The organism is Neobacillus niacini, assembly GCF_030817695.1.
Taxonomy (GTDB): Bacteria; Bacillota; Bacilli; order Bacillales; family Cytobacillaceae; genus Neobacillus; species Neobacillus niacini_F.
This window is the reverse complement of the sequence record NZ_JAUSZQ010000002.1, coordinates 2,312,320-2,337,015: the sequence shown is the minus strand read 5'-3', so window position 1 is coordinate 2,337,015 and position 24,696 is coordinate 2,312,320. Positions and strand designations below refer to the sequence as shown.

Annotated in this window: 30 protein-coding genes and 2 other annotated features; of the genes, 5 read left to right on the top strand and 25 right to left on the bottom strand. The window is 38.2% G+C overall.

Annotated elements, in window-relative coordinates:
• Positions 1 to 31: 31 nt before the first annotated feature.
• Both QFZ28_RS12130 and QFZ28_RS12125 read right to left on the bottom strand, forming a co-directional pair.
• Entirely contained in the window at positions 32 to 616 is a 585-nt protein-coding gene (locus QFZ28_RS12130) for a GNAT family N-acetyltransferase (RefSeq protein WP_307194865.1), read from the bottom strand.
• 56 nt (positions 617 to 672) lie between these two features.
• Complete coding sequence (locus QFZ28_RS12125; RefSeq protein ID WP_307197012.1) at positions 673 to 879, bottom strand: DUF6501 family protein; 207 nt, start codon at positions 877 to 879, stop codon at positions 673 to 675.
• 219 nt (positions 880 to 1,098) lie between these two features.
• Between QFZ28_RS12125 and sda the strand changes: the two genes are divergently transcribed.
• A complete protein-coding gene (gene sda / locus QFZ28_RS12120) occupies positions 1,099 to 1,224 on the top strand; it encodes a sporulation histidine kinase inhibitor Sda (protein ID WP_373428129.1) in 126 nt (41 codons plus the stop codon).
• 80 nt (positions 1,225 to 1,304) lie between these two features.
• On the opposite strand, the gene mnmH is transcribed toward sda, so the two are convergent.
• The 8 genes from mnmH to trpE all read right to left on the bottom strand — a co-directional run bounded on the left by mnmH (position 1,305) and on the right by trpE (position 9,061).
• Entirely contained in the window at positions 1,305 to 2,384 is a 1,080-nt protein-coding gene (mnmH, locus tag QFZ28_RS12115) for a tRNA 2-selenouridine(34) synthase MnmH (protein WP_307194863.1), read from the bottom strand.
• A gap of 293 nt (positions 2,385 to 2,677) precedes the next feature.
• Positions 2,678 to 3,463, bottom strand: coding sequence for a tryptophan synthase subunit alpha (gene trpA, locus QFZ28_RS12110; RefSeq protein WP_307194862.1), 786 nt, complete (start codon positions 3,461 to 3,463; stop codon positions 2,678 to 2,680).
• Positions 3,463 to 4,665: a tryptophan synthase subunit beta gene (trpB, locus tag QFZ28_RS12105; protein ID WP_307194861.1), complete on the bottom strand. Its 1,203-nt coding sequence runs from the start codon at positions 4,663 to 4,665 to the stop codon at positions 3,463 to 3,465. The genes trpA and trpB overlap by 1 nt, the downstream gene beginning before the upstream one ends.
• Entirely contained in the window at positions 4,640 to 5,287 is a 648-nt protein-coding gene (locus QFZ28_RS12100) for a phosphoribosylanthranilate isomerase (protein ID WP_307194860.1), read from the bottom strand. The genes trpB and QFZ28_RS12100 overlap by 26 nt, the downstream gene beginning before the upstream one ends.
• Positions 5,284 to 6,072 (bottom strand): indole-3-glycerol phosphate synthase TrpC, encoded by a 789-nt coding sequence (trpC, locus tag QFZ28_RS12095; protein ID WP_307194859.1) that lies wholly within the window; start codon positions 6,070 to 6,072, stop codon positions 5,284 to 5,286. Before trpC ends, QFZ28_RS12100 begins: the two co-directional genes overlap by 4 nt.
• Position 6,073: 1 nt before the next feature.
• Positions 6,074 to 7,099 carry an anthranilate phosphoribosyltransferase gene (gene trpD, locus QFZ28_RS12090; protein ID WP_307194858.1) on the bottom strand — a complete coding sequence of 342 codons (1,026 nt, stop codon included), beginning with the start codon at positions 7,097 to 7,099 and terminating at the stop codon, positions 6,074 to 6,076.
• Positions 7,071 to 7,682 carry an anthranilate synthase component II gene (locus tag QFZ28_RS12085; protein ID WP_307194857.1) on the bottom strand — a complete coding sequence of 204 codons (612 nt, stop codon included), beginning with the start codon at positions 7,680 to 7,682 and terminating at the stop codon, positions 7,071 to 7,073. The genes trpD and QFZ28_RS12085 overlap by 29 nt, the downstream gene beginning before the upstream one ends.
• Complete coding sequence (gene trpE, locus QFZ28_RS12080; RefSeq protein ID WP_307194856.1) at positions 7,679 to 9,061, bottom strand: anthranilate synthase component I; 1,383 nt, start codon at positions 9,059 to 9,061, stop codon at positions 7,679 to 7,681. Before trpE ends, QFZ28_RS12085 begins: the two co-directional genes overlap by 4 nt.
• A gap of 71 nt (positions 9,062 to 9,132) precedes the next feature.
• Positions 9,133 to 9,380 (bottom strand) — a binding site (T-box leader).
• Between the two features lie 34 nt (positions 9,381 to 9,414).
• Positions 9,415 to 9,667 (bottom strand) — a binding site (T-box leader).
• A 169-nt stretch (positions 9,668 to 9,836) separates the two neighbouring features.
• On the opposite strand from trpE, the gene QFZ28_RS12075 reads away from it, so the two are divergent.
• A complete protein-coding gene (locus QFZ28_RS12075; RefSeq protein WP_307194855.1) occupies positions 9,837 to 11,123 on the top strand; it encodes an MFS transporter in 1,287 nt (428 codons plus the stop codon).
• A 47-nt stretch (positions 11,124 to 11,170) separates the two neighbouring features.
• Here QFZ28_RS12075 and QFZ28_RS12070 read toward each other — a convergent pair whose 3' ends face one another.
• The 6 genes from QFZ28_RS12070 to QFZ28_RS12045 form a co-directional block, all read right to left on the bottom strand.
• Positions 11,171 to 11,296, bottom strand: coding sequence for a hypothetical protein (locus tag QFZ28_RS12070; protein WP_307197106.1), 126 nt, complete (start codon positions 11,294 to 11,296; stop codon positions 11,171 to 11,173).
• A gap of 69 nt (positions 11,297 to 11,365) precedes the next feature.
• The gene (locus QFZ28_RS12065; protein WP_307194854.1) at positions 11,366 to 11,731 is read right to left on the bottom strand and encodes a DUF362 domain-containing protein; all 366 of its coding nucleotides are present in this window, start codon (positions 11,729 to 11,731) and stop codon (positions 11,366 to 11,368) included.
• Positions 11,707 to 12,234: a 4Fe-4S binding protein gene (locus QFZ28_RS12060; RefSeq protein ID WP_307194853.1), complete on the bottom strand. Its 528-nt coding sequence runs from the start codon at positions 12,232 to 12,234 to the stop codon at positions 11,707 to 11,709. Before QFZ28_RS12060 ends, QFZ28_RS12065 begins: the two co-directional genes overlap by 25 nt.
• A 217-nt stretch (positions 12,235 to 12,451) precedes the next feature.
• On the bottom strand, positions 12,452 to 13,033 hold the full coding sequence (locus QFZ28_RS12055; protein WP_307194852.1) for a DMSO/selenate family reductase complex B subunit: 582 nt from the start codon (positions 13,031 to 13,033) through the stop codon (positions 12,452 to 12,454).
• A gap of 12 nt (positions 13,034 to 13,045) precedes the next feature.
• A complete protein-coding gene (locus tag QFZ28_RS12050) occupies positions 13,046 to 14,044 on the bottom strand; it encodes a molybdopterin dinucleotide binding domain-containing protein (protein ID WP_373428128.1) in 999 nt (332 codons plus the stop codon).
• An 8-nt stretch (positions 14,045 to 14,052) separates the two neighbouring features.
• The gene (locus QFZ28_RS12045; protein WP_307194850.1) at positions 14,053 to 14,256 is read right to left on the bottom strand and encodes a twin-arginine translocation signal domain-containing protein; all 204 of its coding nucleotides are present in this window, start codon (positions 14,254 to 14,256) and stop codon (positions 14,053 to 14,055) included.
• A gap of 256 nt (positions 14,257 to 14,512) precedes the next feature.
• Between QFZ28_RS12045 and QFZ28_RS12040 the strand changes: the two genes are divergently transcribed.
• On the top strand, positions 14,513 to 14,806 hold the full coding sequence (locus QFZ28_RS12040) for a DUF6509 family protein (RefSeq protein WP_307194849.1): 294 nt from the start codon (positions 14,513 to 14,515) through the stop codon (positions 14,804 to 14,806).
• A gap of 41 nt (positions 14,807 to 14,847) precedes the next feature.
• Here QFZ28_RS12040 and QFZ28_RS12035 read toward each other — a convergent pair whose 3' ends face one another.
• The 4 genes from QFZ28_RS12035 to ku form a co-directional block, all read right to left on the bottom strand.
• Positions 14,848 to 15,051 carry a cold-shock protein gene (locus tag QFZ28_RS12035; protein WP_307197011.1) on the bottom strand — a complete coding sequence of 68 codons (204 nt, stop codon included), beginning with the start codon at positions 15,049 to 15,051 and terminating at the stop codon, positions 14,848 to 14,850.
• Between the two features lie 118 nt (positions 15,052 to 15,169).
• Positions 15,170 to 15,370, bottom strand: coding sequence for a cold-shock protein (locus QFZ28_RS12030; protein WP_307194848.1), 201 nt, complete (start codon positions 15,368 to 15,370; stop codon positions 15,170 to 15,172).
• A gap of 246 nt (positions 15,371 to 15,616) precedes the next feature.
• Positions 15,617 to 16,603 (bottom strand): nucleoside hydrolase, encoded by a 987-nt coding sequence (locus QFZ28_RS12025; RefSeq protein WP_307194847.1) that lies wholly within the window; start codon positions 16,601 to 16,603, stop codon positions 15,617 to 15,619.
• A 107-nt stretch (positions 16,604 to 16,710) separates the two neighbouring features.
• Complete coding sequence (gene ku, locus QFZ28_RS12020; protein WP_307194846.1) at positions 16,711 to 17,631, bottom strand: non-homologous end joining protein Ku; 921 nt, start codon at positions 17,629 to 17,631, stop codon at positions 16,711 to 16,713.
• 127 nt (positions 17,632 to 17,758) lie between these two features.
• Between ku and QFZ28_RS12015 the strand changes: the two genes are divergently transcribed.
• Complete coding sequence (locus QFZ28_RS12015) at positions 17,759 to 19,591, top strand: DNA ligase D (protein ID WP_307194845.1); 1,833 nt, start codon at positions 17,759 to 17,761, stop codon at positions 19,589 to 19,591.
• Between the two features lie 91 nt (positions 19,592 to 19,682).
• On the opposite strand, the gene dapF is transcribed toward QFZ28_RS12015, so the two are convergent.
• The 5 genes from dapF to QFZ28_RS11990 all read right to left on the bottom strand — a co-directional run bounded on the left by dapF (position 19,683) and on the right by QFZ28_RS11990 (position 23,316).
• On the bottom strand, positions 19,683 to 20,663 hold the full coding sequence (dapF, locus tag QFZ28_RS12010) for a diaminopimelate epimerase (protein WP_307194844.1): 981 nt from the start codon (positions 20,661 to 20,663) through the stop codon (positions 19,683 to 19,685).
• Between the two features lie 64 nt (positions 20,664 to 20,727).
• A complete protein-coding gene (locus QFZ28_RS12005) occupies positions 20,728 to 21,489 on the bottom strand; it encodes a hypothetical protein (RefSeq protein WP_307194843.1) in 762 nt (253 codons plus the stop codon).
• A 139-nt stretch (positions 21,490 to 21,628) separates the two neighbouring features.
• Positions 21,629 to 22,366 (bottom strand): ABC transporter permease, encoded by a 738-nt coding sequence (locus tag QFZ28_RS12000; RefSeq protein ID WP_307194842.1) that lies wholly within the window; start codon positions 22,364 to 22,366, stop codon positions 21,629 to 21,631.
• Positions 22,315 to 22,842 carry an ATP-binding cassette domain-containing protein gene (locus tag QFZ28_RS11995; RefSeq protein WP_373428127.1) on the bottom strand — a complete coding sequence of 176 codons (528 nt, stop codon included), beginning with the start codon at positions 22,840 to 22,842 and terminating at the stop codon, positions 22,315 to 22,317. Before QFZ28_RS11995 ends, QFZ28_RS12000 begins: the two co-directional genes overlap by 52 nt.
• Positions 22,843 to 22,992: 150 nt before the next feature.
• Positions 22,993 to 23,316 carry a DUF4870 domain-containing protein gene (locus QFZ28_RS11990; protein WP_307194841.1) on the bottom strand — a complete coding sequence of 108 codons (324 nt, stop codon included), beginning with the start codon at positions 23,314 to 23,316 and terminating at the stop codon, positions 22,993 to 22,995.
• A gap of 171 nt (positions 23,317 to 23,487) precedes the next feature.
• Here QFZ28_RS11990 and QFZ28_RS11985 point away from each other — a divergent pair, with 171 nt between their 5' ends.
• Positions 23,488 to 24,615, top strand: a complete 1,128-nt coding sequence (locus QFZ28_RS11985; RefSeq protein WP_307197010.1) for an amidohydrolase — start codon at positions 23,488 to 23,490, stop codon at positions 24,613 to 24,615.
• Positions 24,616 to 24,696: the final 81 nt, after the last annotated feature.

Sequence of the window (24,696 nt, the reverse complement as noted above, 5' to 3'; positions counted from 1 at the left end):
CAAACAAAGCCTGGCATATGCCTGGCTTTGTTTAGCTTTTACTCAGCTTACCTTCTAGTTTCTTTTTCAGCGTATCCCATTCCTCTTGAAGAATACTATAGAAGACGGTGTCGCGCACATATCCGCCCGCTATTTTTCGGTCCTTCCTAAGAGTCCCTTCTTTTACTGCCCCAATTCGTTCGATTGCTTTTTGGGAACGCAGGTTACGAGAGTCTGTTTTAAGTTGTACACGCCCAATCTCCCAGGTTTCAAATGCATGTCTTAACAGCAAGTATTTACATTCAGTGTTTACTCTTGTTCTCCAATCATCTGGATGATACCAAGTAGAGCCAATTTCTAGACTTTTATGTTCTGGTAAAATATCAAGGTATCGCGTACTTCCGATAATACGATTCTCTTGATTTATCACAACAAATGTATAATCTGAACCCTTTTCTCTCTTTTGGATAGCTGAGGCAATCATCTGCTCCATCTCTTCTTTACTTCTTACAGCGGCAGCCATATAGGTCCAGATTTCATCCGGTTTAGCTGCTTCCCATAGTCCATCAAGATGATCCAAGCTGATTGGAACTAATCTGACACATTCCCCGTTTAACTCAAAAAGCTCATTCCACATCTTCATTTCCCCTTCCCTCGTTCATAATTAAAAAAGAGACTGGCAGGCATGGCCCATCAGTCTACATTTTGGAAGTATTCTTTGTAAAATCCGCCGACTTTTCCAGTATTGTCGATAATATAATAAAACTCTTCGGTTTCATTTTTAACATCATAGGTCTTGCCAGCAGTTAATGCGTTATTTACTATGTATTTTTTTGCATCCGTATGAATACATTTTACTTGTTTTATTGTCTCACGTTCTCGCCATGTTAAATGAATCATCACAGCACCGTTCCTTTCCATTTCATAACTATTCCTTAGTATAATCAAATCGAACACCAAAGTGCAACTATATTTCATAGGTGTCTTATGAAATGTTTTCATGTTTTTAATATGACAAATTTGTGAAAAAGGTTCTCAAATGTTTAGAAAACGATTACAATATTAAAAACTGAATATTCAATCCATTAATCCGAAAGGAGGCTTGCAAAGTTGAAAATAATGAGTAACGAGCTGTTAGTGGTGACATATCGGGATGCTTTAAAATCTGGAAAGGAAACAGAATGGATAAAGATTTTAAAAGATGAAATAAAACGTCGTGGATTGAGGCCATTTAAAAAACGATAATTGTAGATTTAAGAACCGCCAATTCTGGCGGTTTTTTAATACAAAAAATAAAGGCCGGGTTAGCCGACCTTAACAGCAACTTACATTTGACCTTCAAGTACTACCTTCTTTTTCACCATTAGTTTATCTAATTCTGCCATCACCTTTATACTCGCATCCTCAAAATCGTCCGCGTAAACATCTATAAAGCTTCCATCATACTCAAGGGTGGCATGATCATAACGTGGATCATAATAATGTTCGAGTAAAATACCAATCATCTCTTGGTAATCCTTTTTTTCTAAAGATTGGACTAATATTTGTTTCATTTCATTATCCTTTATTCTTCTTAAAATCTTTTCAATTCCAATCGAGATTTGATTGTGATACCAAGACTCATTCTGATAAGGCAAAACGTACTCATTTACCAGCTGCTTAACCCTTTGCTCTAAAGGGGTGTGAATATAGATATTAATTCCCCTCATTTTTTTATCCATAAGTTCTTCAGGCTGGGCAGCTTTCCCAATCCGTTTGCTCTCTGCTTCCATAACAAAATAAGTTGAACCCTGAATATCTTGAAGTCCCTTGTATAAAAGAGAATCAAAAGTCTTCTGATTATTGCCCTCTCCCAACCCGATCGTACCAAAGATGGATCCCCGATGTGAGGCCATTTCCTCAAGGTCGAGTGTCGGGTACCCAAATGCTTTTAACTTTTTCAAAACTTCTGTCTTCCCTACGCCAGTTAGCCCGTGCAATACAATGGCTTTATCTGGAAGCATCGTGGGGATTTGCTGAAGAATGTATTGTCTGTAAGCTTTGTAACCACCTGTTAGACGCGCAGCATAAATGCCTGCGAACTCTAAAAAGGTTACGACAGCTTTACTGCGCATTCCCCCGCGCCAGCAATGGATTATTAACTCTTCCCCATTCCCCATTGCTGCTTTTATTTGATGAAGCAGACTAGGTATTTTAGGTGAGACCAGCTCCATGGCTCTCCATTTTGCCACTTCTTGTCCTTCATGTTTATAGATGGTTCCAATTTCCTCTCGTTCTTTATCTGTAAATAAAGGAATGTTGATTGCTTCCGGGATTGCACCATCCTTAAACTCTATTGGTGCACGGATATCAATGATGACCGGATGCTTTATCTTTTCTAATTCCTCAACCGTAATTTCCTTCATTTATTAACACCTCTTTTTATCTATCTCAATAACAAACAAAACTTCCAAGAATGGAAGTTTATAAAAAAGAAAAGGGATATCCCTAAAATATGATTAAAATGCTATGAAGCTCAGTAAAAGTATAGACTAATTATATAGGAGATATACGAGGGTATCAAGCAGACATTCCTGCCAATTTCAAAGGATTCTGCAGCTATCGAAAAGGAGTCCCAGTTAATTTTCAATTGAGCTTCTCTAACAAATGACACTTGATAAAGTAAAAAACCCACTCTAAATGGAGTGGATTTCGATTCTTAAATGATGTTTTTTTCAGGTTTAAGTACGGACATAAAGCGTTCAAGACCATTTAAATCATTTTTATGGAATAAGTCGACAATTTTACTGCCGACAATGACTCCGTCACAATGTGGGCTTAGCTCATTAATCTGTTTTTCGTTTGAAATACCAAACCCAGCGACAACTGGAATGGGGCTAATTTCCTTTACTTTCTTTAAAAATTCGACTACTTCTTGATCAAATTCATTTCTTGTTCCGGTTATTCCTTTTACTGTAACGGTGTATAAAAAACCCTTGCCTCTTTTTGATATTTCTTTTATTCTCTCTTTTGGAGATGTCAACGTAACCAGTCGGATTAACTCAACCCCCACATCTTCAAGCTCTGCAGCTAGAAGGTCTTCCTCTTCTATCGGAAGGTCGGGAATAATACAGCCATCTACTCCGGCATTTGCAATATCTTGTGCAAATGTAGATATCCCGTATGAATAGACAGGATTTAAGTAAGTCATGAGTACGATTGGGATGGATACTACTTCTTTCGCTTTTGTAAGTTCAGCAATAATTCCCTTTAGTGTCGTTCCATTTTGCAATGCCCTAATACCAGCTTGCTGGATGGTTGGACCATCTGCTACAGGATCTGAAAAAGGAACACCGACTTCAATGAGGGTGGCACCGTATTTTTCTAAAGTAAGCAGACGCTCTGATAGGTTACTAAGCCCTCCATCTCCGCCCATAATATAGGGAATAAAAGCCTTCCGATCTTGGTCTTTTAACACCTTAAAACTTTGTTCAATTCTATTCATTACGCTCTCTCCCTTTCTAACCTTTCTTTAACAGCTGTTACATCCTTATCACCACGACCGGATAAGCACACCACAATATGCTCGGTTTCTTTCATTCCAGCAGCAAGTTTAACTGCAAAGCTTACTGCATGAGCACTTTCAAGTGCAGGAATAATTCCTTCTAATTTTGATAAAAGTTGGAATGAATCGAGTGCTTCTTTATCTGTAATCGAATGGTATTGCGCTCTGCCGCTGTCTTTTAAGTAACTATGTTCTGGTCCTACACCAGGATAATCAAGACCAGCTGAAACAGAATGTGCCTCGATAATTTGTCCGTCGTCATCCTGCAGCAGGTACATTAATGCTCCATGAAGGACGCCCGGTTTTCCTTTTGTGAGTGAAGCAGCATGGAAATCTGTGTCTGTCCCCTGGCCTGCAGCCTCTACACCATAAAGACGAACTTCTTGATCCTCTATAAATGGATGGAACATTCCAATCGCATTGCTGCCTCCGCCAATACAAGCCACAACTGCTTCCGGAAGCTTGCCTTCCTGTGCCAAGAACTGCTTTTTTGTTTCCTTGCCAATCACACTTTGAAAATCTCTTACCATTACAGGGAATGGATGTGGTCCCATAACTGAACCCAAGAGATAGTGTGTATCCTCTACATGTTCAACCCAATATCTTAATGCCTCGTTAACGGCATCTTTTAATGTTGCGCTGCCAGAGGTGACACTAACAACCTTAGCGCCAAGAAGCTCCATTCGAAAGACATTTAACGCCTGTCGTTTGATGTCTTCTTCCCCCATAAAAACAATGCATTCCAGATTTAATAAGGCACAGACTGTTGCAGTCGCAACACCATGCTGTCCAGCACCTGTTTCGGCGACAATTTTCCTTTTGCCCATTCGTATAGCTAGTAAAGCCTGACCGATTGCATTATTTATTTTGTGGGCACCTGTGTGGTTAAGGTCTTCTCTTTTAAGATATATTTGAGCTCCGCCCGCGTATTTTGTGAGATTTTTCGCATGATAAAGTGGTGTTTCTCTCCCAACATATTCTGTTAAGTACCCATCAATTTCTGCTTGGTAACTTGGGTCCTTTTTTGCTGCTTTGTAGGCTTCATCCAGTTCAAGAACAGCCTTCATAAGTGTTTCCGGTACAAATCTTCCCCCGTAGATTCCAAATTGCCCTTTTTCATTCGGCAGTGTATATGACTTCATTTCTTGTTCCTCCTGTATGGCTCCCTTTAGCCTTATTAATAAATGATTGGATTTTATCAAGATCCTTTTTTCCTTCTGTTTCTACACCACTGCTGACATCGACCATATACGGTTTAATTTGCTTTATCGCTTCTTCAACATTTTCTTCATGTAAACCACCAGCAAGAAGGATCTTTTTATTCTTAATTTCGTTTGCAGAAATACAGTGCCAATCAAACGCCAAGCCGTTGCCTCCTCTGTATTTCCCTTTTGGGCCATCGAGCAAAACGTATTCACAAGAGTAATCCTCTATTCTCTTCAAACTCTTTTCGTCGTGAACACTAATTGCTTTTATTACCGGGAATGATAGGGATTCACTAAAGACTGGGGTTTCATCACCATGTAATTGAACATGAGATAGGCCGACAATTGAAGCAATTTCCTCTATCTTTTCTTTTTCCTCGTTAACAAACACCCCGACCTTAAATACCTCTTTCGGTAAATGGGCGACAATTTCCTTTGCTTTCTCTACCGAAATTCTGCGCTTGCTTTCTGCAAAAACAAAACCAATCGCATCCGCTCCATAATCAATCGCGGCTAATGCTGTAGTAAGGTCAGTAATTCCACAAATTTTCACCTTCATTTTACTGTTCCTCCTGCCAGTGGAAGCATAAAATCTTGGAAGGCTTGGAATAGGTCTGGACTTTTCATGAGTGCTTCACCAACTAAAATTCCATTCGCACCTGCATTTCGTACACGCTCTACATCTTCCCTTGTGTGTATTCCACTTTCACTAATTAAAAAGGCGCCTGCGTCTTTGACAGACTTTGCCAAGGTTTCTGTTGCCTCTAGCGAAACATTAAATGTCTTCAAATCACGATTATTTACCCCTATTAATTGGGCTCCTAATTTAAGTGCCTTTTCTAATTCAGTTTGATTATGAACCTCTACTAATACCTCTAAATCCAGACCTCTTGCATATTGGTACAGTTTTCCTAGTGTATCCTCATCCAATGCAGCCACTATCAGCAGGATGATATCGGCACCATTCTTTACTGCCATATCAATTTGACTTGAATCAATCATAAAATCCTTGCAGAGGATCGGTAAATTTACCACTTCTCTAACAGCTCTTAAATCTGAAAAAGAACCTTTAAAGAAAGTTGAATCGGTTAGCACTGAAATAGCGGAAGCTCCTGCCTTCTCATAACACACTGCCTGTTCGGCCGGTTCTACTCCGTTGTTAATAATTCCTTTAGACGGAGATGCTCGCTTAAATTCCGAAATAATTGCAATTTCTTCGGCTTCCTGTAATTTTTGGATAAGCGATCTTTTCGGTCTTGATTCTATTTTCAGCAGATTTTCTTTCCTAAGTTTTTGGACCTCTTTTCGTTTCTCCTGTATGATACGGTCTAATATCGTTTCCACTTTATATCGCCTCTCTTTGAGCTTTTCGAGTCACTTCAATTAAACGATGTAATTTTTCATAGGCGGCTCCTGAGTCAATGACTTCCCTAGCTATATTAATTCCTTCCGATATGGTTTCTGCTTTTCCACTTGTATAAATCCCTATTCCAGCATTTAATAGGACTGTATCTCGGCAGGCACCCTTTTCTCCTGAAAGGACATTTTTAAGAATGATCGCATTTTCTTTGGAATCTCCGCCTTTAATTGCGCTGTTATCATATATTGGCAATCCTACTTCTTCCGGTACAAAGCTTTGACTAGAGATCACACCGTCCTCAAGAAGTGTTAGATGGTTCTCTCCCTGAAGTGAGGCTTCGTCCATAAATCCTGCGCCATTGATTACAACCGCCCGCTTACGTCCAAGATTTTGCAGTACCTCTGCAAAGACAGGGAGTAAGTCCCTGCGGTAGACACCTAGTAACTGATAATCCAAATCGATTGGATTGGTTAGCGGACCGATAAAATTAAAAATGGTTGGTATTTTTAGTTGTCTTCGAACCATCATGACCTTTTTTAGTTTTGGATGTACATGAGGTGCGAACAAGAAAGCAATACCAAGTTCAGCGAGAATTTCTTCTGTTACTTCTACGGGTAAATTTAAATTGATTCCTAAATACTCCAACACATCAGCACTTCCAGTTTTGCTTGATATACTGCGGTTTCCATGTTTTGCGACAGGAATTCCCGCACCTGCGATTACAAAGGCAGAAGTAGTACTAATATTAAAACTTGAAGAGCCATCCCCACCCGTACCACAATTATCTAGAACATTTGGAAATTTCTTACGGAATGGAAGAGTATTATCTTTGAGGCCTTTTACAATACCTGTAATTTCTTCTACTGTTTCCCCTTTTGACTTTAATCCCATTAAAAATGCTGCAATTTCACTTTCCGATACCTCTTCACCTAATAGTAAGTCCATTGCCTCCTTCATTTGAGGCTCAGAGAAAGATTCACCTTCAGCTAACTGGAGTAAAAAATTCTTCATTTTTCTTCTTCCCTTCTATTTCAGTTAAAAAGTTTTTAAGCATTTGCTTTCCAGTTGGAGTGCCAATCGATTCAGGATGAAACTGCAAACCGAATACTGGATAATAACGGTGCTTGAGTGCCATTATTTCTTGATCATCAAGTGAATGGGCAACACATTCCAATTCGGGTGACAGTTTCTCCTTATCCACGACCAAAGAATGATAACGCATGACTTCTAACGGAGACGTCAAATAAGTAAAAATCCCATTGCCATTATGTGTGATTTGTGATGTTTTTCCGTGTTTGATAAAACTTGCTCTCCTTATTTCACTGCCGAATGCCGCCCCGATTGCTTGATGACCTAAACAAATACCCAATATAGGAATTTCTTGATATAACTTTTGAATGACCTCAATACAAATTCCTGCATCCGCTGGTTTCCCAGGACCAGGAGAAAGGATGATCGCCTTAGGATTCATTTCCTTTATTTGCTCAATAGTAAGTTGATTATTTCTAATAACAGTGACGCTTTCTCCTAATTCTCCTAAATATTGATAAAGGTTGAAGGTAAAAGAGTCGAAATTATCGATTAATAAAATCATTGTTCACCCTCCAAAAAGGCTTTTAGTTTATTTATTGTTTCTTCATACTCTGACTCAGGATTAGAGTCGTGTACAATTCCCGCTCCTGCCTGTATGTAGGCAGTTCCTTCTTTTAAAATCATCGTACGAATTGCCAGGGCAAAATCCATATTTCCGTTTGCTGATAAGTAGCCGATGGCTCCAGAATAAAGTCCCCTTTTTGATTTCTCCAATTTATTAATAATTTCCATCGCTCTGATTTTCGGTGCCCCGGAAACAGTCCCTGCAGGAAGACATGCTGCCAAAGCATCTAGACTGCTATGCTCTTTTGTCAGTGTTCCGCTTACTTCTGACACTAGATGGATGACATGTCGGAAATTTTCAACCTCCATATACTTATCAACTGTTACTGACCCAAATTCACAAACTCTTCCTAAGTCATTTCGACCGAGATCAACGAGCATTTTATGCTCAGCCAATTCTTTCTCGTCACTTTTTAATTCCTTTGCAATCAACTGGTCTTCCTCAGTCGTTTTTCCTCGTTTTTTTGTACCTGCGATTGGGTTTGAGAATACCTGTGTCCCCCTTGTTTTTATTAGACTTTCTGGTGATGAACCTATTACGGTGTATCCAGCGAAATCAATATAAAACATATATGGTGTCGGGTTGTGGGCACGATGCTTGCGATAAAGTGATAAGGGTGATCCTTGAAACGATGATTTCATTCTTCTAGAGAGAACCACCTGAAAAATATCACCTGCCTTGATATGCTCCTTAGCGATTTCTACATTTTCAATAAACTCTTCCTTGGATGTTTCAGACTGAAAACCTGTAAATTGAAAAGGGTTTTCTTCCTGATAAAAAGCAGGCTGCTTCAGCTCTTCAATTCTTTGCTCCAACCTTTTCTCAAGTAAATCTTTATCTATTTCCTCTGAAAGGGGTACACCGCAAAGCGTTATTTTCTCTTCAAGATGGTCAAAAACAATCACTTCTTCGTAAAACATTAAATGAACATCAGGCATTTCCAATCCATTTGCAAACTCTTCACCAATTTCCTCGAATTGCCGGATTATGTCATAGCCAACGTACCCTACTGCCCCGCCTATAAAAGGAAAAGGTGCATCATCCATTTTTGGGAGCAATGTTTTAATCAATTCAAGTGGGTTTCCCTTGATATCTTTTTTATCTCCATTTCGATATAGAATTTCATTCGAGTCACCATGGGAAATAAGTTCGAATGCTGGATCCGATCCAATTAAAGAATAACGCCCAGAGTCATGGTACTTATGTGAACTCTCCAATAAAAACTTTTTATCACCGCTAATTTTCTGCAAAATAGAAATGGGAGTGAATGTATCCCCTTTTAGTTCCTTTAGGTAAAAACCATTTTTTATTTTCATTCACTTTACATCCTTTCGTATAGAAATAAAAAAATCGTCCTCTATACGCATAAAAAAGCAAAATTATGCGTATAGAGGACGATTCTTTGTCGTGGTGCCACCTCTGTTTGAAGCTCCTATCTGCAGCTTCCTCTTCGGATACGGAACATGGAATGTTCGATATCCTATCCCTTTAACGGTGGAATTCCGTGCGGCCCTACTTATGTTCGGGCAGCCTCTCACAAGTCCATTCCACAAATCCATTCTTATCGGGCTCTCACCTTCCCCGACTCTCTGAAAAGAATTAAATAAGTGTACTACTCTTGCTCATTGATTTAAATTATTTGGTTAAAAACAAACAGGGCCCTCCATCCAAAAAGGACGGAAGACCCGTGGTGCCACCTTCATTAGCCAAAAATCAGCTCACTTTACCGATATCGAGGCAATACTGTGCCTGAATATCTGCCTCTTTTAACGATGAGGATTTCGCCAAAGCCTACTGACCCTATAGGAGGTTCGGTTTGGAGGCTCCGAAGTCCATTCACTAATACGTCTACACTGATTTGCACCAACCATCAGCTCTCTAAAGAATCCGTAGAAGTTACTACTCTTCATCAATGCCCTTGCTTTATTGATTTTTATATTACCTCATTTCAAAACCTAATGTCAACACTAATTTTTAGAAAATTCAATTTTAGGATATTCCATTTAAAGGATTGTTATTAGATAGTTATTTTGAAATAAAGATGTCAATATTAACGTTAGCACATCATAATGAAGGCGGGATAGAAGAGAAATGGATCATATTGAACGATTATGCCCGAGTTCAGAGGCTGTGAGAAACAAATCCTCTTCAGCTGGTAAAAAGAAAAAATCAGGTGAGCTATCCAAACAAAAATGGGCAATACTCTCATTGTCATCGATTCCGTTAGTGATGACCTTAGGTAATTCGATGTTAATACCAGTACTGCCCTCAATGGAAAAAGAATTATCCATCACAGCGTTCCAGACGAGTATGATTATAACGGTGTATTCCATAGTGGCAATTTTCTTAATCCCAGTGGCAGGGTATTTATCAGATCATATTGGAAGAAAAAAAGTAATTATTCCAAGTCTCATTATCGCAGGAATTGGCGGTTTAATTTCAGGATGGGCTGCTTGGAAATTAGAAAACGCCTATTGGGTAATATTAGCCGGACGGGCCCTCCAAGGGGTTGGGGCAGCTGGAGCTATGCCCATTGTACTCCCATTGGTTGGCGACATGTTCAAAAATGAAGACGATGTAAGCAGTTGTCTAGGTTTAATTGAAACTTCTAATACATTTGGTAAGGTTCTAAGCCCAATTTTGGGTTCCTTGTTAGCAGGATTTATTTGGTTTTTACCTTTCTTTTCATTTCCGGTCTTTTGTACCATTTCGGTCATAATGGTCATGGTTTTAGTAAAGAGTCCTAAGTCTCGAACAAAACCCATCCCTTTTAAACAATTTTTTACAAATGTAAAGAAAACCTTTACTGAGAAAGGGAAATGGTTATACGCTATCTTTTTTATTGGCGGAATCTTGATGTTAGTCTTATTTGGTATATTATTTTACCTTTCGGAAATATTCGAAACAAAATATGGAATTAAAGATTTAAAAAAAGGTTTGTTTTTAGCATTGCCGCTTGGGGCACTTTGTTTAGCCTCTTTTATAGCAGGAAAGGCTATCAAAAAAAATAAAATCCTAATGAAATGGCTTACCTTCGGTGGAATTATTATGGCAGCTGTGGCTATTCTGGCTCTATGGTTCTCGATTAAACTATGGTTCATGCTTACCATGTTTTTAATAGCCGGAATTGGCATCGGAATAGGATTACCATGTCTAGATGCCTTAATCACTGAAGGAATTGAGAAAGAAGAGCGGGGTACCATTTCTTCCATTTACAGCTCGATGAGATTTATCGGAGTTGCAGCCGGCCCTCCGATTATTGCACTGTTAATGAAACAATCAACTCATTGGATATTTATTACACTTAGTGGCCTCAGTATCATTGCAGCTTTTGTTGCTTTATTTGCTATAAAACCTGGAGCGAAAAGTCAAAACTAAAAACGAGCGCCGGGGCTTCCCCAGCGCTCTTGCTATTATACTAACCATTATGTGTGAGGCTTTTCTTTCTTAGCCTTTTTATTTTGTGGAGTCATTTCATTTGCGAACTCTGAATTCGTTAAGCTTTTTGCGGTTTGCAGTCCAGATTTCGTTTTTATATTCCGTTTCGTCAACATTCTCACCACCCATGCTTAAGATGGGTTTAATTTAACCAAACGGAAACATTTCATTCTGTAAAAAATTTAATATGGACTGAGCCATTCGGAATCACGGTCTGCACAGACATGACATTTCTCTGTTTCTTTTACTTGACAAGTCTTTGAATGAACAGGTACAATTTGATCTTTTTTTCTTTTGACATCTGAAATAATCTCTATCGCATTTTCAGAACAAACATCGGTGCAACTAGTACAATTTACGCATTTTTCATGTTCAATCACAAGTTTGTTATCTTCTATGTGAAACACGTTTTCTGGGCAGAGTGAAAAGCATGCCTGGCAGAGTGAACATTTAACCTGATCGATGGTAACACAGTAAAATTGAAAGTCTGGATAATATTTCGTTAACTTCCAGTCATCTTGCTCTATTTTCCAGGCTGCAGGAGCCATGCTTTTAGCAAGCTGCTTTCCTTCCTTCTGAAAAAACTAAAGAATGCTCTTCTTGAAAGCGCCGTTTCTGTTACTTTATTAACGAATATAATTGGACTTTCATCGAGTGATTGCAATTGTTCATTTGCATTAGCTACTACTGTTTCCCATTCATGGTTTACTTGATTGTTCAGTTGAATCGATGTCATTCCTCTTTTTTTATAAATGAGTAACTCCTTTAATGAAGGAGTGTAGCTTTCATCAAAGACTAAGCTTCCTTTTTCGAAAAACCGGTTACTTGCAATGCCCTCGATGGCAGATAACGGACAAGCAATCATACATTCCCCACATAATGTACATTTTTGTGTATCAATGAGTATGACCCCATTTATTTCAATTGCATTGTGTTCGCAGCTTTGTACACAGAGATTGCAAGTTGACTTCAGGTTACGTACTCTTAAACATTTAGTGGTAACGTTCATTTCTTCATGTAAGCTCTCAAGCCAATTTACGAGGATGGACATCTTTTCACCAACTCAAATTTTTTTCTTTAGGCTGTGTTAAAATGGCCTGTTGATTTCCGCTCCAGGCACTTCGCTTTCCGCGGGCGTGCCGGGGAGCCTCCTCGGCGCTTAAGCGCCTGTGGGGTCTCCCCAGCCCCGTACTCCCGCAGGAGTCTTCGTGCCTTCCACTCCAATCAACAGGGTGCAAAATCAACAATTAGCGTTAAAACAGCCTTTTTTAAACTAACTTAGCGTCACGATGAGGTGTAATCACAATGTTCGGTTTCGTTATCGCAGGACTAGGCATTCCTTTTATATGGCTAATATCTCCATATTTATTTCGAAGTTCTTCTATTGGTCCAAATTCAATGGCTCCTAATGGACACGTTGCGACACAAACGGGGTCTTCCCCTTTTTCCTGCAGGTCCATACAGAAATTACACTTATTTGACTTAAATTTCTCTTTATTGTACTGTGGTCCACCATACGGACAAGCCTTAACACATCGTTGAGCTCCAGCACAAATGTCCTGATCTATTGTAACAACTCCATTGTCATCACTCTTGGTAATCGCACCTGTAGGACAGCTTAATATACAAGCAGGCTGTTCACAATGATTACAGGCAATTGAAAAATAGTAGGATTTCACGTTATGGACAACTCCGCCATTTGGCTGCTGCACATACGCCCCCTCTTCTTTCGTGTAAACCCTCCGGAAGTTTATCCCTACTTCTGTATTGTTTTTATCTTTACAAGCTACACTGCAAGCCTTACAGCCTTGACAGATACTTTGATTGATATAAAATCCTATTTGACCCATAATACTCACTCCTTACGCTTTTTTCACTTCAACAAGGTTTGTTAATTGCGGATTTGATTTTGCAAGAGGAGTCGGTCGTTGCGATGTTAACACGTTTACCGATCCCCTTTGGTCTATGCCTGTTTTGTCAGGTGTATACCATGCACCTTGTGGAATACCAGCCACTCCAGGAGTGATACGAATTGTTACCTTCACATCAATGTACAAGCTTCCACGCTCATTAAACACTTGAACTCTATCTCCATCTTTTATTCCACGCTTCTCCGCGTCTTTAGGATTCAACCACATTTCTTGCTTGGCAGCTTCCTCAAGCCATGGCATATTATCATAGGTGGAATGACATCTACGCTTATAATGCCAACTAATAAGTTGTAATGGATACTTCTCAATTAATGGATCTTCCGGTCCTTCCCATGAAGATATATATTTAGCAATAGCTGGTATCTCTTGACGCTGATTCATATTCCAAAGTGTTTTAGAGAATAATTCAATTTTCCCTGAAGGTGTTTCAAATGGATTGTTCTCTTGGTCATCAATTTGAGTTTTGAAACCAACAAGCGGTTCATCAAATTTAAAATGGTGAACACCTTTTTCCCTGAACTCTTCAAATGTTGGGAAGCTCGGATCAAGCTCCTCGCGTGTTCGTTTAACACTTTCTTTTACCAAGTCTAAGATAGTTCTTCCTTCAGTAAATTGTTCCTTGACACCCAATTTGTCTGCCACTTCTGCAAAGACATCGTATTCATCACGACATTCGTAAAGGGGGTCAATGGTTTTATCACCAAATACGACATAATCTCCAAAACACCATGGGACCCCTATATCGTATCTTTCAAAAAAAGTTGTTCCTGGCAGAACAATATCTGCATATTTCGCGCTTGGGGTCATAAAAAGATTGCTCACACAGATAAATTCGACTTTGCTTTCATCCTCTAATAGACTTGTTGTTTTATTAATATCAGCGTGCTGGTTAACTAGCATATTCCCTGCCATATTAAAAATCATTTTAATATTTGTTCTTAATTTATGATACTGCAGGTCGAAACGACCTTATCCCACTCACTGGCACTTGCAACGTTTTCTTCCTTTTGCTTGTCGAGCAATATTTTAGTTCCTACGCCTCCAGCGATAACTGGGACACCAATCGCCCCCGACCATTTTAAAAAAGTTCTACGCTGCATTTTATTAGCCAATAATCTCTTTACAGGATTGCCTTTAGGCATTAATAATTCACTCCTTTTTCTCAATTGTGAAAGTATTCACAAATGTAAAGTGCAGTTTTCACCTTGAAATCTATCTCCCTGCTTATAATTCAATTTTAGTTTATAGTTATTAAATAAATATTAAATTTCACAACGTTCACACTTATTTCAAAATAATTATCCATATTTTGATAACAATTTGAGGTCGAATAGAGTCATTTGTTTCTAGTTAATCCTGAAATATGTATATAATAAAAAAGATAATATTTTGTAAAGGATGATTTCATTGAATATTACTGGTCATACAATTGAAAAACTTGTAGATCCATTTGGATTATTATCGGGTGACCGCTATGAATTTTTCTTAGAAATAGATGTAGAGGAAGAAGATGAACTCTATTCTGAAAAAGGTGTCGGAATTAAGGTACTGTTTGTAGTAGATGAAAAGGGAGCAAGAATTTCCCACTATCATCTTTATGAAAGAGGAACAGACAAGGTTTTAGACTTTGCTCTTGAAGAAGACGAGGAACTAACAGTGTTTAATTATTGTAAGGGAAACATCGATTCATAGGAAAAAGCAGAGGAATTAACCCCTGCTTTTTCTTATAGTTATTACATAAAGTTTTTACTATGATTGTGAATTACCTGTAATTCTTTAGTGGTAAGGCTCATTTCACTTTTGCATATTGGACAGAGGGGCACTTCAGTGCTCTTAAAATTGTCACGTATCCAGCATTTACAATTATCTGAACTACATTCCCAAATTTTAGTTTCTTCAAGCTTTACTTCTTCATCATTTCTTCTACCAAACGCCAAAATGATCACCCCTTGTACTTTTTGCAAGACTGTTTGACACTTTGATTAAATAGAAACATCTTTATAAAGATAAAAAGGTGATGCCTTATCATTGCACCACCTTTTTATTTTTCACGAATTAAGCTTTAACTACGTTAGCAGCTTGTGGTCCACGAGCACCTTCAACGATTTCAAAAGATACCGCTTGACCTTCTTCTAAAGTTTTGAAGCCTTCTGTTTGAATAGCAGAGAAGTGTACGAATACGTCTTGACCGCCATCAGCTTCGATAAATCCAAATCCTTTTTCTGCATTAAACCATTTTACTTTACCGTTATTCATTAATAGAACCCCCAAAAAATTGTTCACTTTAAGCACATAGCCATTTAAAAAATCAAAAAGTCGTAAGGCACAACTAGGTAATAGACATCACCCACACATCGTGCAGTTACGACTACTTTAAACCAATAAATATTTTCACGAACTTAAAAGCGTACTTTAATCATACTCTTTTTTACTCTAAAAGTCAATTAAATTTACAGTATAGCATACTAACATATTACTAACTATAAAAATATAGACTGATATTTAACTTTTTTCAGTTTCCCCTTTTACAAAGACATCCATAAAGTTTATTACAAACTTTTGGATGTCAGCTTCCATACAGATATAATCTAACGTTTCTGGTGGCTCTGAATCGGGTTTTGGTCGAAAATCAGCAATACTCTTCCCTTTCGCATTTCCAAATTCCTCTACCCTTACTCTTCGTGGTATATACCTGAAAATATCAGGATTGGTTATTGCCATTAAGGGGACAACATCATGAAGAGGTGCGCCTTTAATACCTGGAACATTTTTTTGATAGGCTTTAAAATAATAATCAAATGTCGGTTTTAGTAATGCCCTAAAAGGTGTTGGACTGTTTTCTGTAAGAATTTCGACCACATCCGGGGTTATAATGGCTCTATTTGTAATATTCAATGGATAAAGATAAATATTATGAGCCTTTTCCATAACGATTCTTGCGGCAATGGAATCTGAAAAAAAGTTAGCTTCCGCTTCTGCCGTTATATTTCCTGGAACCAGAAATGCACCACCCATAATATAAAAAGCTGTTACATCCTTTAAAGCATTGTCACCATATAGGATGAACATAAGTGCAAGTTCTGTTAATCTTCCGACATTTACAATCATTAAATTTCCCTTATACTGATTAATAATTTCAAGGATTTTATTAAAGTCATGAACTTCAACATTTTGAAATGAATCAGGCGGCCTTATTGGTCCTAGTCCCTCTGGTCCATGAATTTCCGGATAAAACTGTACAGGTTCTCCAAACAATGGACCTGCTGCCCCAGCAATGATAGGAATATCTTCTCTTCCTCCTAAATCAACTAAATAAGCAGAATTTTTTACAGATTGCTCTTTCGGTGTATTTCCATATCCACTAACGATTCCCACAATATTTATATTTCGATTTAATAATGCATACATGATCGCAAAAGAATCATCAACCCCAGGATCTGCAAATAAAAGCACATTATAAGCCATTGCCTCTCCCCCGCACCTCTTCATTTTTCATTCTCCCATCATAATATGTAAGAAATTGGATTCAAAGTACTATCTCTTATAAGGTTAAGGACTCAAAAAACCGACTCGAGATAGTCGAATCGGTTTTTCCCTTATGCTTCTTTCTTTACTTTTGGTGCTGCTTTTTTCCTTGGTACTGCAGGCTTTTTGGCTATTGTTTCTTTTTTCGCTGCCGTTTCCCTCTTTATAGTTGTTTCCTTTTTTATTGCCGGTTCTTTTCTTCCAGTACCTTCACTTCTTGGCTTAGTCCTATCAATGGAAGCCTGTAGTGCGGCCATTAAATCAGTAACGTTTGAAGGTGTTTCTTTTGCTGTCGGTGTAACAGTTTCTTGTCCTGTGCGTTTTGCTTCAATTAACTCTAATAATGCGGTACGGTATTCATCTGTATATTTTTCAGGTTCAAATTCGGTTGTTAATTGATCAATTAACATAATGGCGGTATCTAATTCTTTATCGGTGACCTTATCATCTGCTGGGACATTGGGAACGTCTCCCGCACGGCGAACCTCATCTGGAAAATGAATAGTCTCCATAACCAGTGTATTTTCATACACACGAATGACTGCCATTTGTTCTTTGGAACGAATAATAATTTTTGCTATTCCAACCTTTTGTGATTCCTGAAGAGCTTTTCGAAGTAAGGAATATGCTTTCCCACCGCCTTCATTAGGGGACATATAATAACTTCGGTCAAAATATATAGGATCTATTTCTTCCATTTTGACAAAATCAATAATCTCTACTGCTTTTTCTTCGTTTTCCTTCCGAAGTTTTTCGAGGTCTTCCTGATCAAGCACCACAAATTTCCCTTTTGTATATTCGTATGCTTTAACAATGTCCTCAGGTTTTACTTCCTGTTCACATACTGTGCAAATTTTTTCATATTTTATCGGTGCATGGCATTTATTATGCAATGTCCGAAGCTTAATGTCTTTATCCTCAGTGGCGGTATGAAGCTTGATAGGGATATTTACAAGCCCAAAACTAATGCTGCCTTTCCACATCGTATGCATATTAATTCTCCAATCTTTTTACTATTATTGTCGGTTTTCCTTTGATAGAAATTCCTAAAAACATTTGGTAAAGGATGATTCATGGTGGTTTGAAACAAAATAAAGGTAAAAGAGAGGAAATAAATTAATGAAACCGATGCTGCCAACACTAACCTTCGATTTAACACTTCAACCTGATTGGCTGTACGAGGTTAAATATGATGGATTTCGGGCGATTTTGGATTGGGATGATAACGGAATTACTCTAACTAGCAGGAATGATAAGCCGTTGCTGCCGCAATTCCCTGAGATAAAAGAATTTCTGGAACCGCTAGAGGGTTTATTTCAACCTTTTCTTCCTCTTCGACTTGATGGAGAGCTGGTTTTACTTGAAAATCCTTATAAGGCCAATTTCGCTGCCATTCAGGTCCGCGGGAGGACAAAAGCCGCTAAAAAAATTGCTGAACAAGCTGCTAAAGCTCCATGTCGGCTAATGGTCTTTGATATCCTGGTCATGGCAGGCAAACCACTGCATTCAAAAACATTTGATGAACGGAAGGCTAAGCTGATTGAATTATTTAAGCAGCTGGATTTCCCACTGGTTGCAGACCCCTATAACGAAAATTTGCTGCAGCTAGTTGAGGCTCATAAGGATTTTTCAAGATTATGGGAAAACGTTATTCTTCATGATGGTGAAGGGATTATTGCCAAGCAAAAAAACAGCCTTTGGGAGGAAGGCAAACGATCTTTACAGTGGTTAAAATACAAAAATTGGAAATATGTCTCCTGCTTTATTACAGCATTTGAAAAGACAAATGGGTATTTTTATGTTGGAGTGTATAAGGAAGGAAGTATTCAAGGGATTGGTCAAGTACTATTTGGCTTTAAACCTGACGAGAAGCAAGCTCTTCAAAGTACGATTAAGCAGAATATGGTTAGCGAAGATAGTCAATTTCTCTATGTCGAGCCAGCAATTTGTCTGGAGGTGAAATACCTAGAACTTTACGATAATCAGCTGCGCGAACCGCATTTTCATACCTTCCGTTTTGATTTAAAGCCTAATGAGTGTACATACGAGCAATTTATCTTTAAGCAAAAAAATTTACCGGAGGATTTGGATATTACCCATCCCGATAAGCCGCTTTGGAAAAACCATGACATTCAAAAAGCAGATTTCATTCTATATTTAAGGGAAGTATCACCTTATATGCTGCCTTTTTTAGAAAATCGGATATTAACGGTAATTCGTTACCCCCATGGAATGTTCGGTGAGCCTTTTTATCAAAAGAATTGCCCAGACTATGCACCTGATTTTGTGAAGACACATTTATCAGAGGGAATTGATTATATCGTTTGTAACAACCTAAAAACACTCATATGGCTCGGAAATCAGCTTGCGATTGAATACCATATACCGTTTCAAACGATTCACAGTAAGGGAGCGAGTGAAATTGTCTTTGATTTAGACCCTCCCTCCAAGGAGGAATTTCATTTGGCCGTTAAAGCGGCTTTATTAATTAAAGAGGTTCTTGATCAATTAAATCTAATTGGATATATTAAAACATCTGGAAATAAAGGATTACAAATCTATTTACCTTTGCCTGAGGACGTATTTTCCTTTGAGGATACACGTTTATTCACAAGCTTTATAGCGGATTATTTGATTTCGAAGGATCCTGATTCTTTTACAATTGAACGAATGAAAAAGAATCGCGGAAACAGGCTATACGTAGACTATATTCAGCATAGTGAGGGAAAAACGATTGTTGCACCTTATTCCATGAGAGGCAATGAGCATGCCGGTGTCGCTACTCCACTATATTGGGAAGAAGTGGATTATACCCTAAATCCCGTGGACTTTAACATGGAAAATGCATTACATCGGATTAGAAAACAAGGTGACCCATTTAAAAATTATTTTCAAACAAAATCGATTCAGTCCTTTGAACCTGTACTGGAAGTGTTGAAAGCAAAGAAATAGGTAGTCCGGCTTGACCATAGTGACCGATTTATGGTTTATAAGCTGATTAAGGTCACATAGAATCTCTCTATGTGACCTTTAAATTAAACGATTACAGTCCAGCCTTCTGAAGATACTCTTGTGCGTCTGCTTGCAGTTTTTCATACGTTATCTGCTCGGTAAATTCTTCTTTCGAGCGAACAGAAAAAGTTTCACGTTCCAGGTCAACATTAATCTGTGCTTGGTACATGTATGTTGCATTACCAATTAAATCAATACTATAATTTTCATCGTTTTCATGAACGACACATTGGACTCTGCCGCCATTATTATAAACATTAATAATCTCTTCCACGCTATTCAGCCCTTGGAGACATGTTACCAATGAGGAGGCGGACATTGCTGTTCCACATGCATTTGTGAAGCCCACTCCGCGCTCAAAGGTATTTACATAAATACTGCCCGCATCCAAAGATTTGACAAAGCTGACATTGACTCCGTCAGGGAATAACTCATTTGGATTATTTACCTTCTCGCTTATCTCTTTTTGCACCCCGGATTTCAATTGTTCTGTCTCCACAATTGATATTAGATGTGGATTTGGAACCGCCAAAGCAGAAAAGGTTAACTCCTGTGAAAGCTCTGGGATTTTTTTATTAAGTAAGTTTGGTTCATTGATATTCAATGGCAAGTCCGCCAAATGAAACGATACAGGTGAAATTTCTACTTGGTAAGTTGTCACGTTTGGATAGATATCCTCTTGCTTACTCACCTTTAAATCTGCCCGCATTGTTTCAATAATTGCTTCATTAAGCCCCTTCATTTCACAAACATATCGAGCAACTAACCGCAGACCGTTACCACACATCGAAGCTTCTGAACCATCTGCATTAAATACCCGCATTCTTCCGTCAGCCTGATCGCTTTTCATAATAAAAAGGATACCATCTGCCCCTAAATCTGAATTTCGGTCACATAGCAAAGCAGCAAGCCCCGCTCTTTCACTTTCCGAAAAGGAGTAAGAATTTGTTATTTCATCTATTAAGAGAAAATCATTCCCTGAACCATGACCTTTAATTAACTCAATCTGCACTTCTAAAACCTCCGTAATATTTTTAACCTATTCTATCAAATATTCAACGAGAATGACACTTTCCTTATCGCTCAATAAAATATTCATGAATCAAAAAAGACATCCTAACTAGCTTGTCCTTTTCGGATAAGTTTTCTGAAAGCGAAAGTACTGGTGTATTTGGATTAGGAAATCGAGTACTCCATTCAATGGGCATCAATCCTCGTCTCAGCCCTCCCACCTGCTGCCTTGACTGATTCAAGACACGTTCATCCATATACAATTTCGATCCTTCTACTGAGCCAATGAAACGGCCTGCATCATCCATTATTTCTTTCCTGTTTTTAAACTTTTCATAGCAGCCAACATATCTCATATTCATATCATAAACCTCAATAATTAAAGACTTTGACTGCTTTATTTTATAAAATCCGATAGCTTGTTCTTGGCCATTATAAAGCGCATAAATTGCTGGTTGGAAAAATCCTTTTTTTCGGTGTTTCTTAATTACCCCCGCCTGGTTTCCATCAGGAAAAAAGAGATGTACACATGCCTGTTGGTGGTTCATGAAAATAACAACAAGATGTCTCGCTTCAAATAAACTTCGATTATGGGTTTCCGAATGAGGCATATTTCGCCCAATTGAAATAGATTGTTTCATCCTAAAAAGGTAGATTTGAAAACTAATGAGGCTGTAAATAATAAAAGGAATCGTTAATAACATAATTTGCTTATTTTGAAAATAATAGAGATTGCCAACACCGATAATGATGGCGGGAACTAACGCTGCTATGCTTCCATTTAAAGTGACACTTGCACTGCCACGGTAAAATTCATCTATTTTCATTATGAAAACTCCTTATCTGCCCCTCTTATTTTTATTCTATTAAACGTGGACAAGAAAAATGATAGAAGTTTTTTCTGTTAATGCTGGTAGATAAAAAAAGAAGCCACCCGAAATGACCTCTCCATTACAATTGACCTAATTAGGAGGCAAGCTCTTTTTTCTTAAAAATAAACACACTTAACCATAATAGAATCACGATAAGCAAGAGTGATATAAAACTTGCAGGCAGTGTATCATCAGGAAGTTCCCCTGCTGTAAGCAAAGCACCTGCATAACTAGTTAATTGCGAAGGGCTCCATTCTAGTAAGTGAGAAAGTGCACCGCTTAGGATACTTAGTACCAGCGCGATTGCTAAGGAGATAAATCCTGCCATTCCGGGCGACAAAAGCACAGCACTAAAAAACACGGTAACGGTTAATATGACCGTCAGCCATAATCCATAAAGAGCTAACGTTTGGAAAAATTCCCCAATAGGTACCCATTCAAATAACTGACCAGTATAATACCAGGTTGATATATACCCAATAAATAATGAAATCCACACTAGCAAAAGACTACCCGCCCATTTAGAGGTAACATAGGAAAGATAAGAAACCGGCTTTACAAGGATCATCGCAGCTACTCCATTTTTTCTTTCACCTGCAATGATACCCATTGTACCAAGAACAATGACTAACACCCCGATAGTCGAGTATTGGTTAAGACCGGAAGCTAAAACAGCCCCTGCCGTTGGTTTTGGCATTTCAAAGATTGCACCCTCGGGCAGACCGCCAACGGACTTAATGATTTGCGGTAAATAATAACTTGTTAATGGCTCTGATACACCTAATAAGATGAAGGTAATTGGAACCCAGATCCATTTAAAATTTCTCCACATTCTTTATCGGAAATTAGTCTCAAGAACTCCTTCCTGGCACTCCCTACATTGGTAACAAACACACTTATCCGATTTCCATCTATCAGAACAGATTTTGTTATGCTATGATTTATAAAAGTATTTTCCATCTCTTCTGTTTTCTTACGGAAAATTAAGTCGACCTTTGCCTGCTGATGCCGTTCACGCAAATCATCCATTGGTCCGGATTCTACAATTTCTCCATTATGTAAAAATAAGATTTCATCACAAACTTCCTCAGCATCATTCAAAATATGTGTGGAGAATAGAATCGTGGTCTCCCTTTTCAATCCTTCGAGAAGCTCTAGTACTTCTCTTCTGCCAAATGGATCTAATGCAGAAACAGGCTCATCCAACATGACAAGCTGCGGCCGGTGAATAATCGCCTGTGCAATACCGAGCCTTTGCTTCATCCCTCCTGAATATTTCCCTACTCTCCTATTCTTTGCATCACTAATTCCAACAAGTTCTAGTAGTTCTAAGGATCGCTCCTTTGCCTCCTTATTCGTTAAACCTGCGAGGCTTTATATATTGATATGACGTTTGAACTATAAAAACGTTCAAAACCCAGCAAAAATTTATTTTGCTGGGCCGGTTGGTCTATTTTATTATTTTATTACTCTAAAAATTAGCGGGAATCGGTATTCGTTTCCTTCATATGCTTTGACCGCTGCGATGATTGTAAATACTAGGGCCATTATTCCTAATATCCATAATAAGAAAATACCCACAATAAGGAAAATTAAAATCCCGCTTATTACGGAATAAACGGTGTATGAAATGAAAAAGTTAAAATATTCTCTTCCATGATAATTGATATATGATGACTCATCCTTCTTTAATAACCAAATAACAAGAGGACCTATAATCGGAAAAAATAGACCAACAACATAGAGAATTGCCGCAAGCATTCTTTCTTCGCTTTTTATCATTTTATGATTCCCCCAAAGGAAAATTTTTTCTATCTTTCCCTAATACTTACGCTGTGACCAGTAAAAGGTTTCATAATTTTTTAAAAAATCATTTATTTTCCACTATCAACTCAATCGTCCAGTTGATAAAATAATAAAAATAATATTATCAGTGTGTAGAAAGGTTTAATGATCATGAAAATACTTTTAAAAAACGCAACACTTTACCCGATTACATCTGAACCGCTTAAAAGCGCTGATGTTCTAATTGATAATGGAAAAATCATAAAGGTAGGAAAAAATCTTCAAACGGATTCAACGGTTAAAATAATGGACTGTAATCAACTATATCTTTTTCCAGGCTTTATTGATGTTCATACCCATTTAGGTCTATACGATGAAGGAACTGGCTGGGCTGGTAATGATGCAAACGAAACAGCAGAGGCCATGACTCCTCATATTAGAGCCATAGATGGCGTCTATCCTTTAGATCCTGCTTTTTCCGACGCAATCAAAAGTGGAATCACCACCGCACACGTCATGCCAGGTAGTGCAAATGTAATTGGAGGCACCACATCTGTTATTAAAACAACCGGGAAAAATGTAAAAAAAATGATCGTTCAGGAAATTGCAGGTCTAAAACTCGCATTAGGAGAAAATCCAAAAAGAATCCATAGTCAGGGAAATAATGATTCGATAACAAGAATGGGCATCATGGGAATGCTTAGAGAAGCGTTCTATAAAGCAATCCATACCGATACTCCTGAGGATTTACGAGTAGCTCCACTTGTAATGGCATTAAAAAGAGAAATTCCTGTCAGAATTCATGCTCATCGTGCTGACGATATCATTACCGCATTACGTCTCGCTGAGGAATTCAACCTTGATTTAAGAATTGAGCATTGTACTGAAGGGCATTTAATTGCCAGTGAGTTATCTGGGATGAACTTAAAGGTTTCTGTCGGTCCGACCTTAACAAGGAGATCAAAAATTGAACTAAAAAATAAGACTTGGAAAACGTATCAAGAGCTCACAAATAATGGTGTCGAAGTATCGATTACTACCGATCACCCGTATACCCCCATTCAATATTTAAATATATGTGCGGGTATCGCCGTGCGCGAAGGTCTCTCGGAGGAAAAAGCATTAGAAGGGATTACCATTTTACCGGCAAGGAACCTAAGGTTAGACCACCAGATAGGCAGCATTGAAGAAGGAAAAGACGCAGACTTAGTTCTATGGAGTCACCATCCTTTTCATTATTTAGCAAAACCAAAATGGACAATGATTAGTGGTGAAATCGTATTCTCAGAACAGTAGAAATATGTTGAAATTTGCCAATAAATAAACACGAAAAATCAACAAAAAACCTATTTATTTTTTTTATTTTTTCTAGTATGA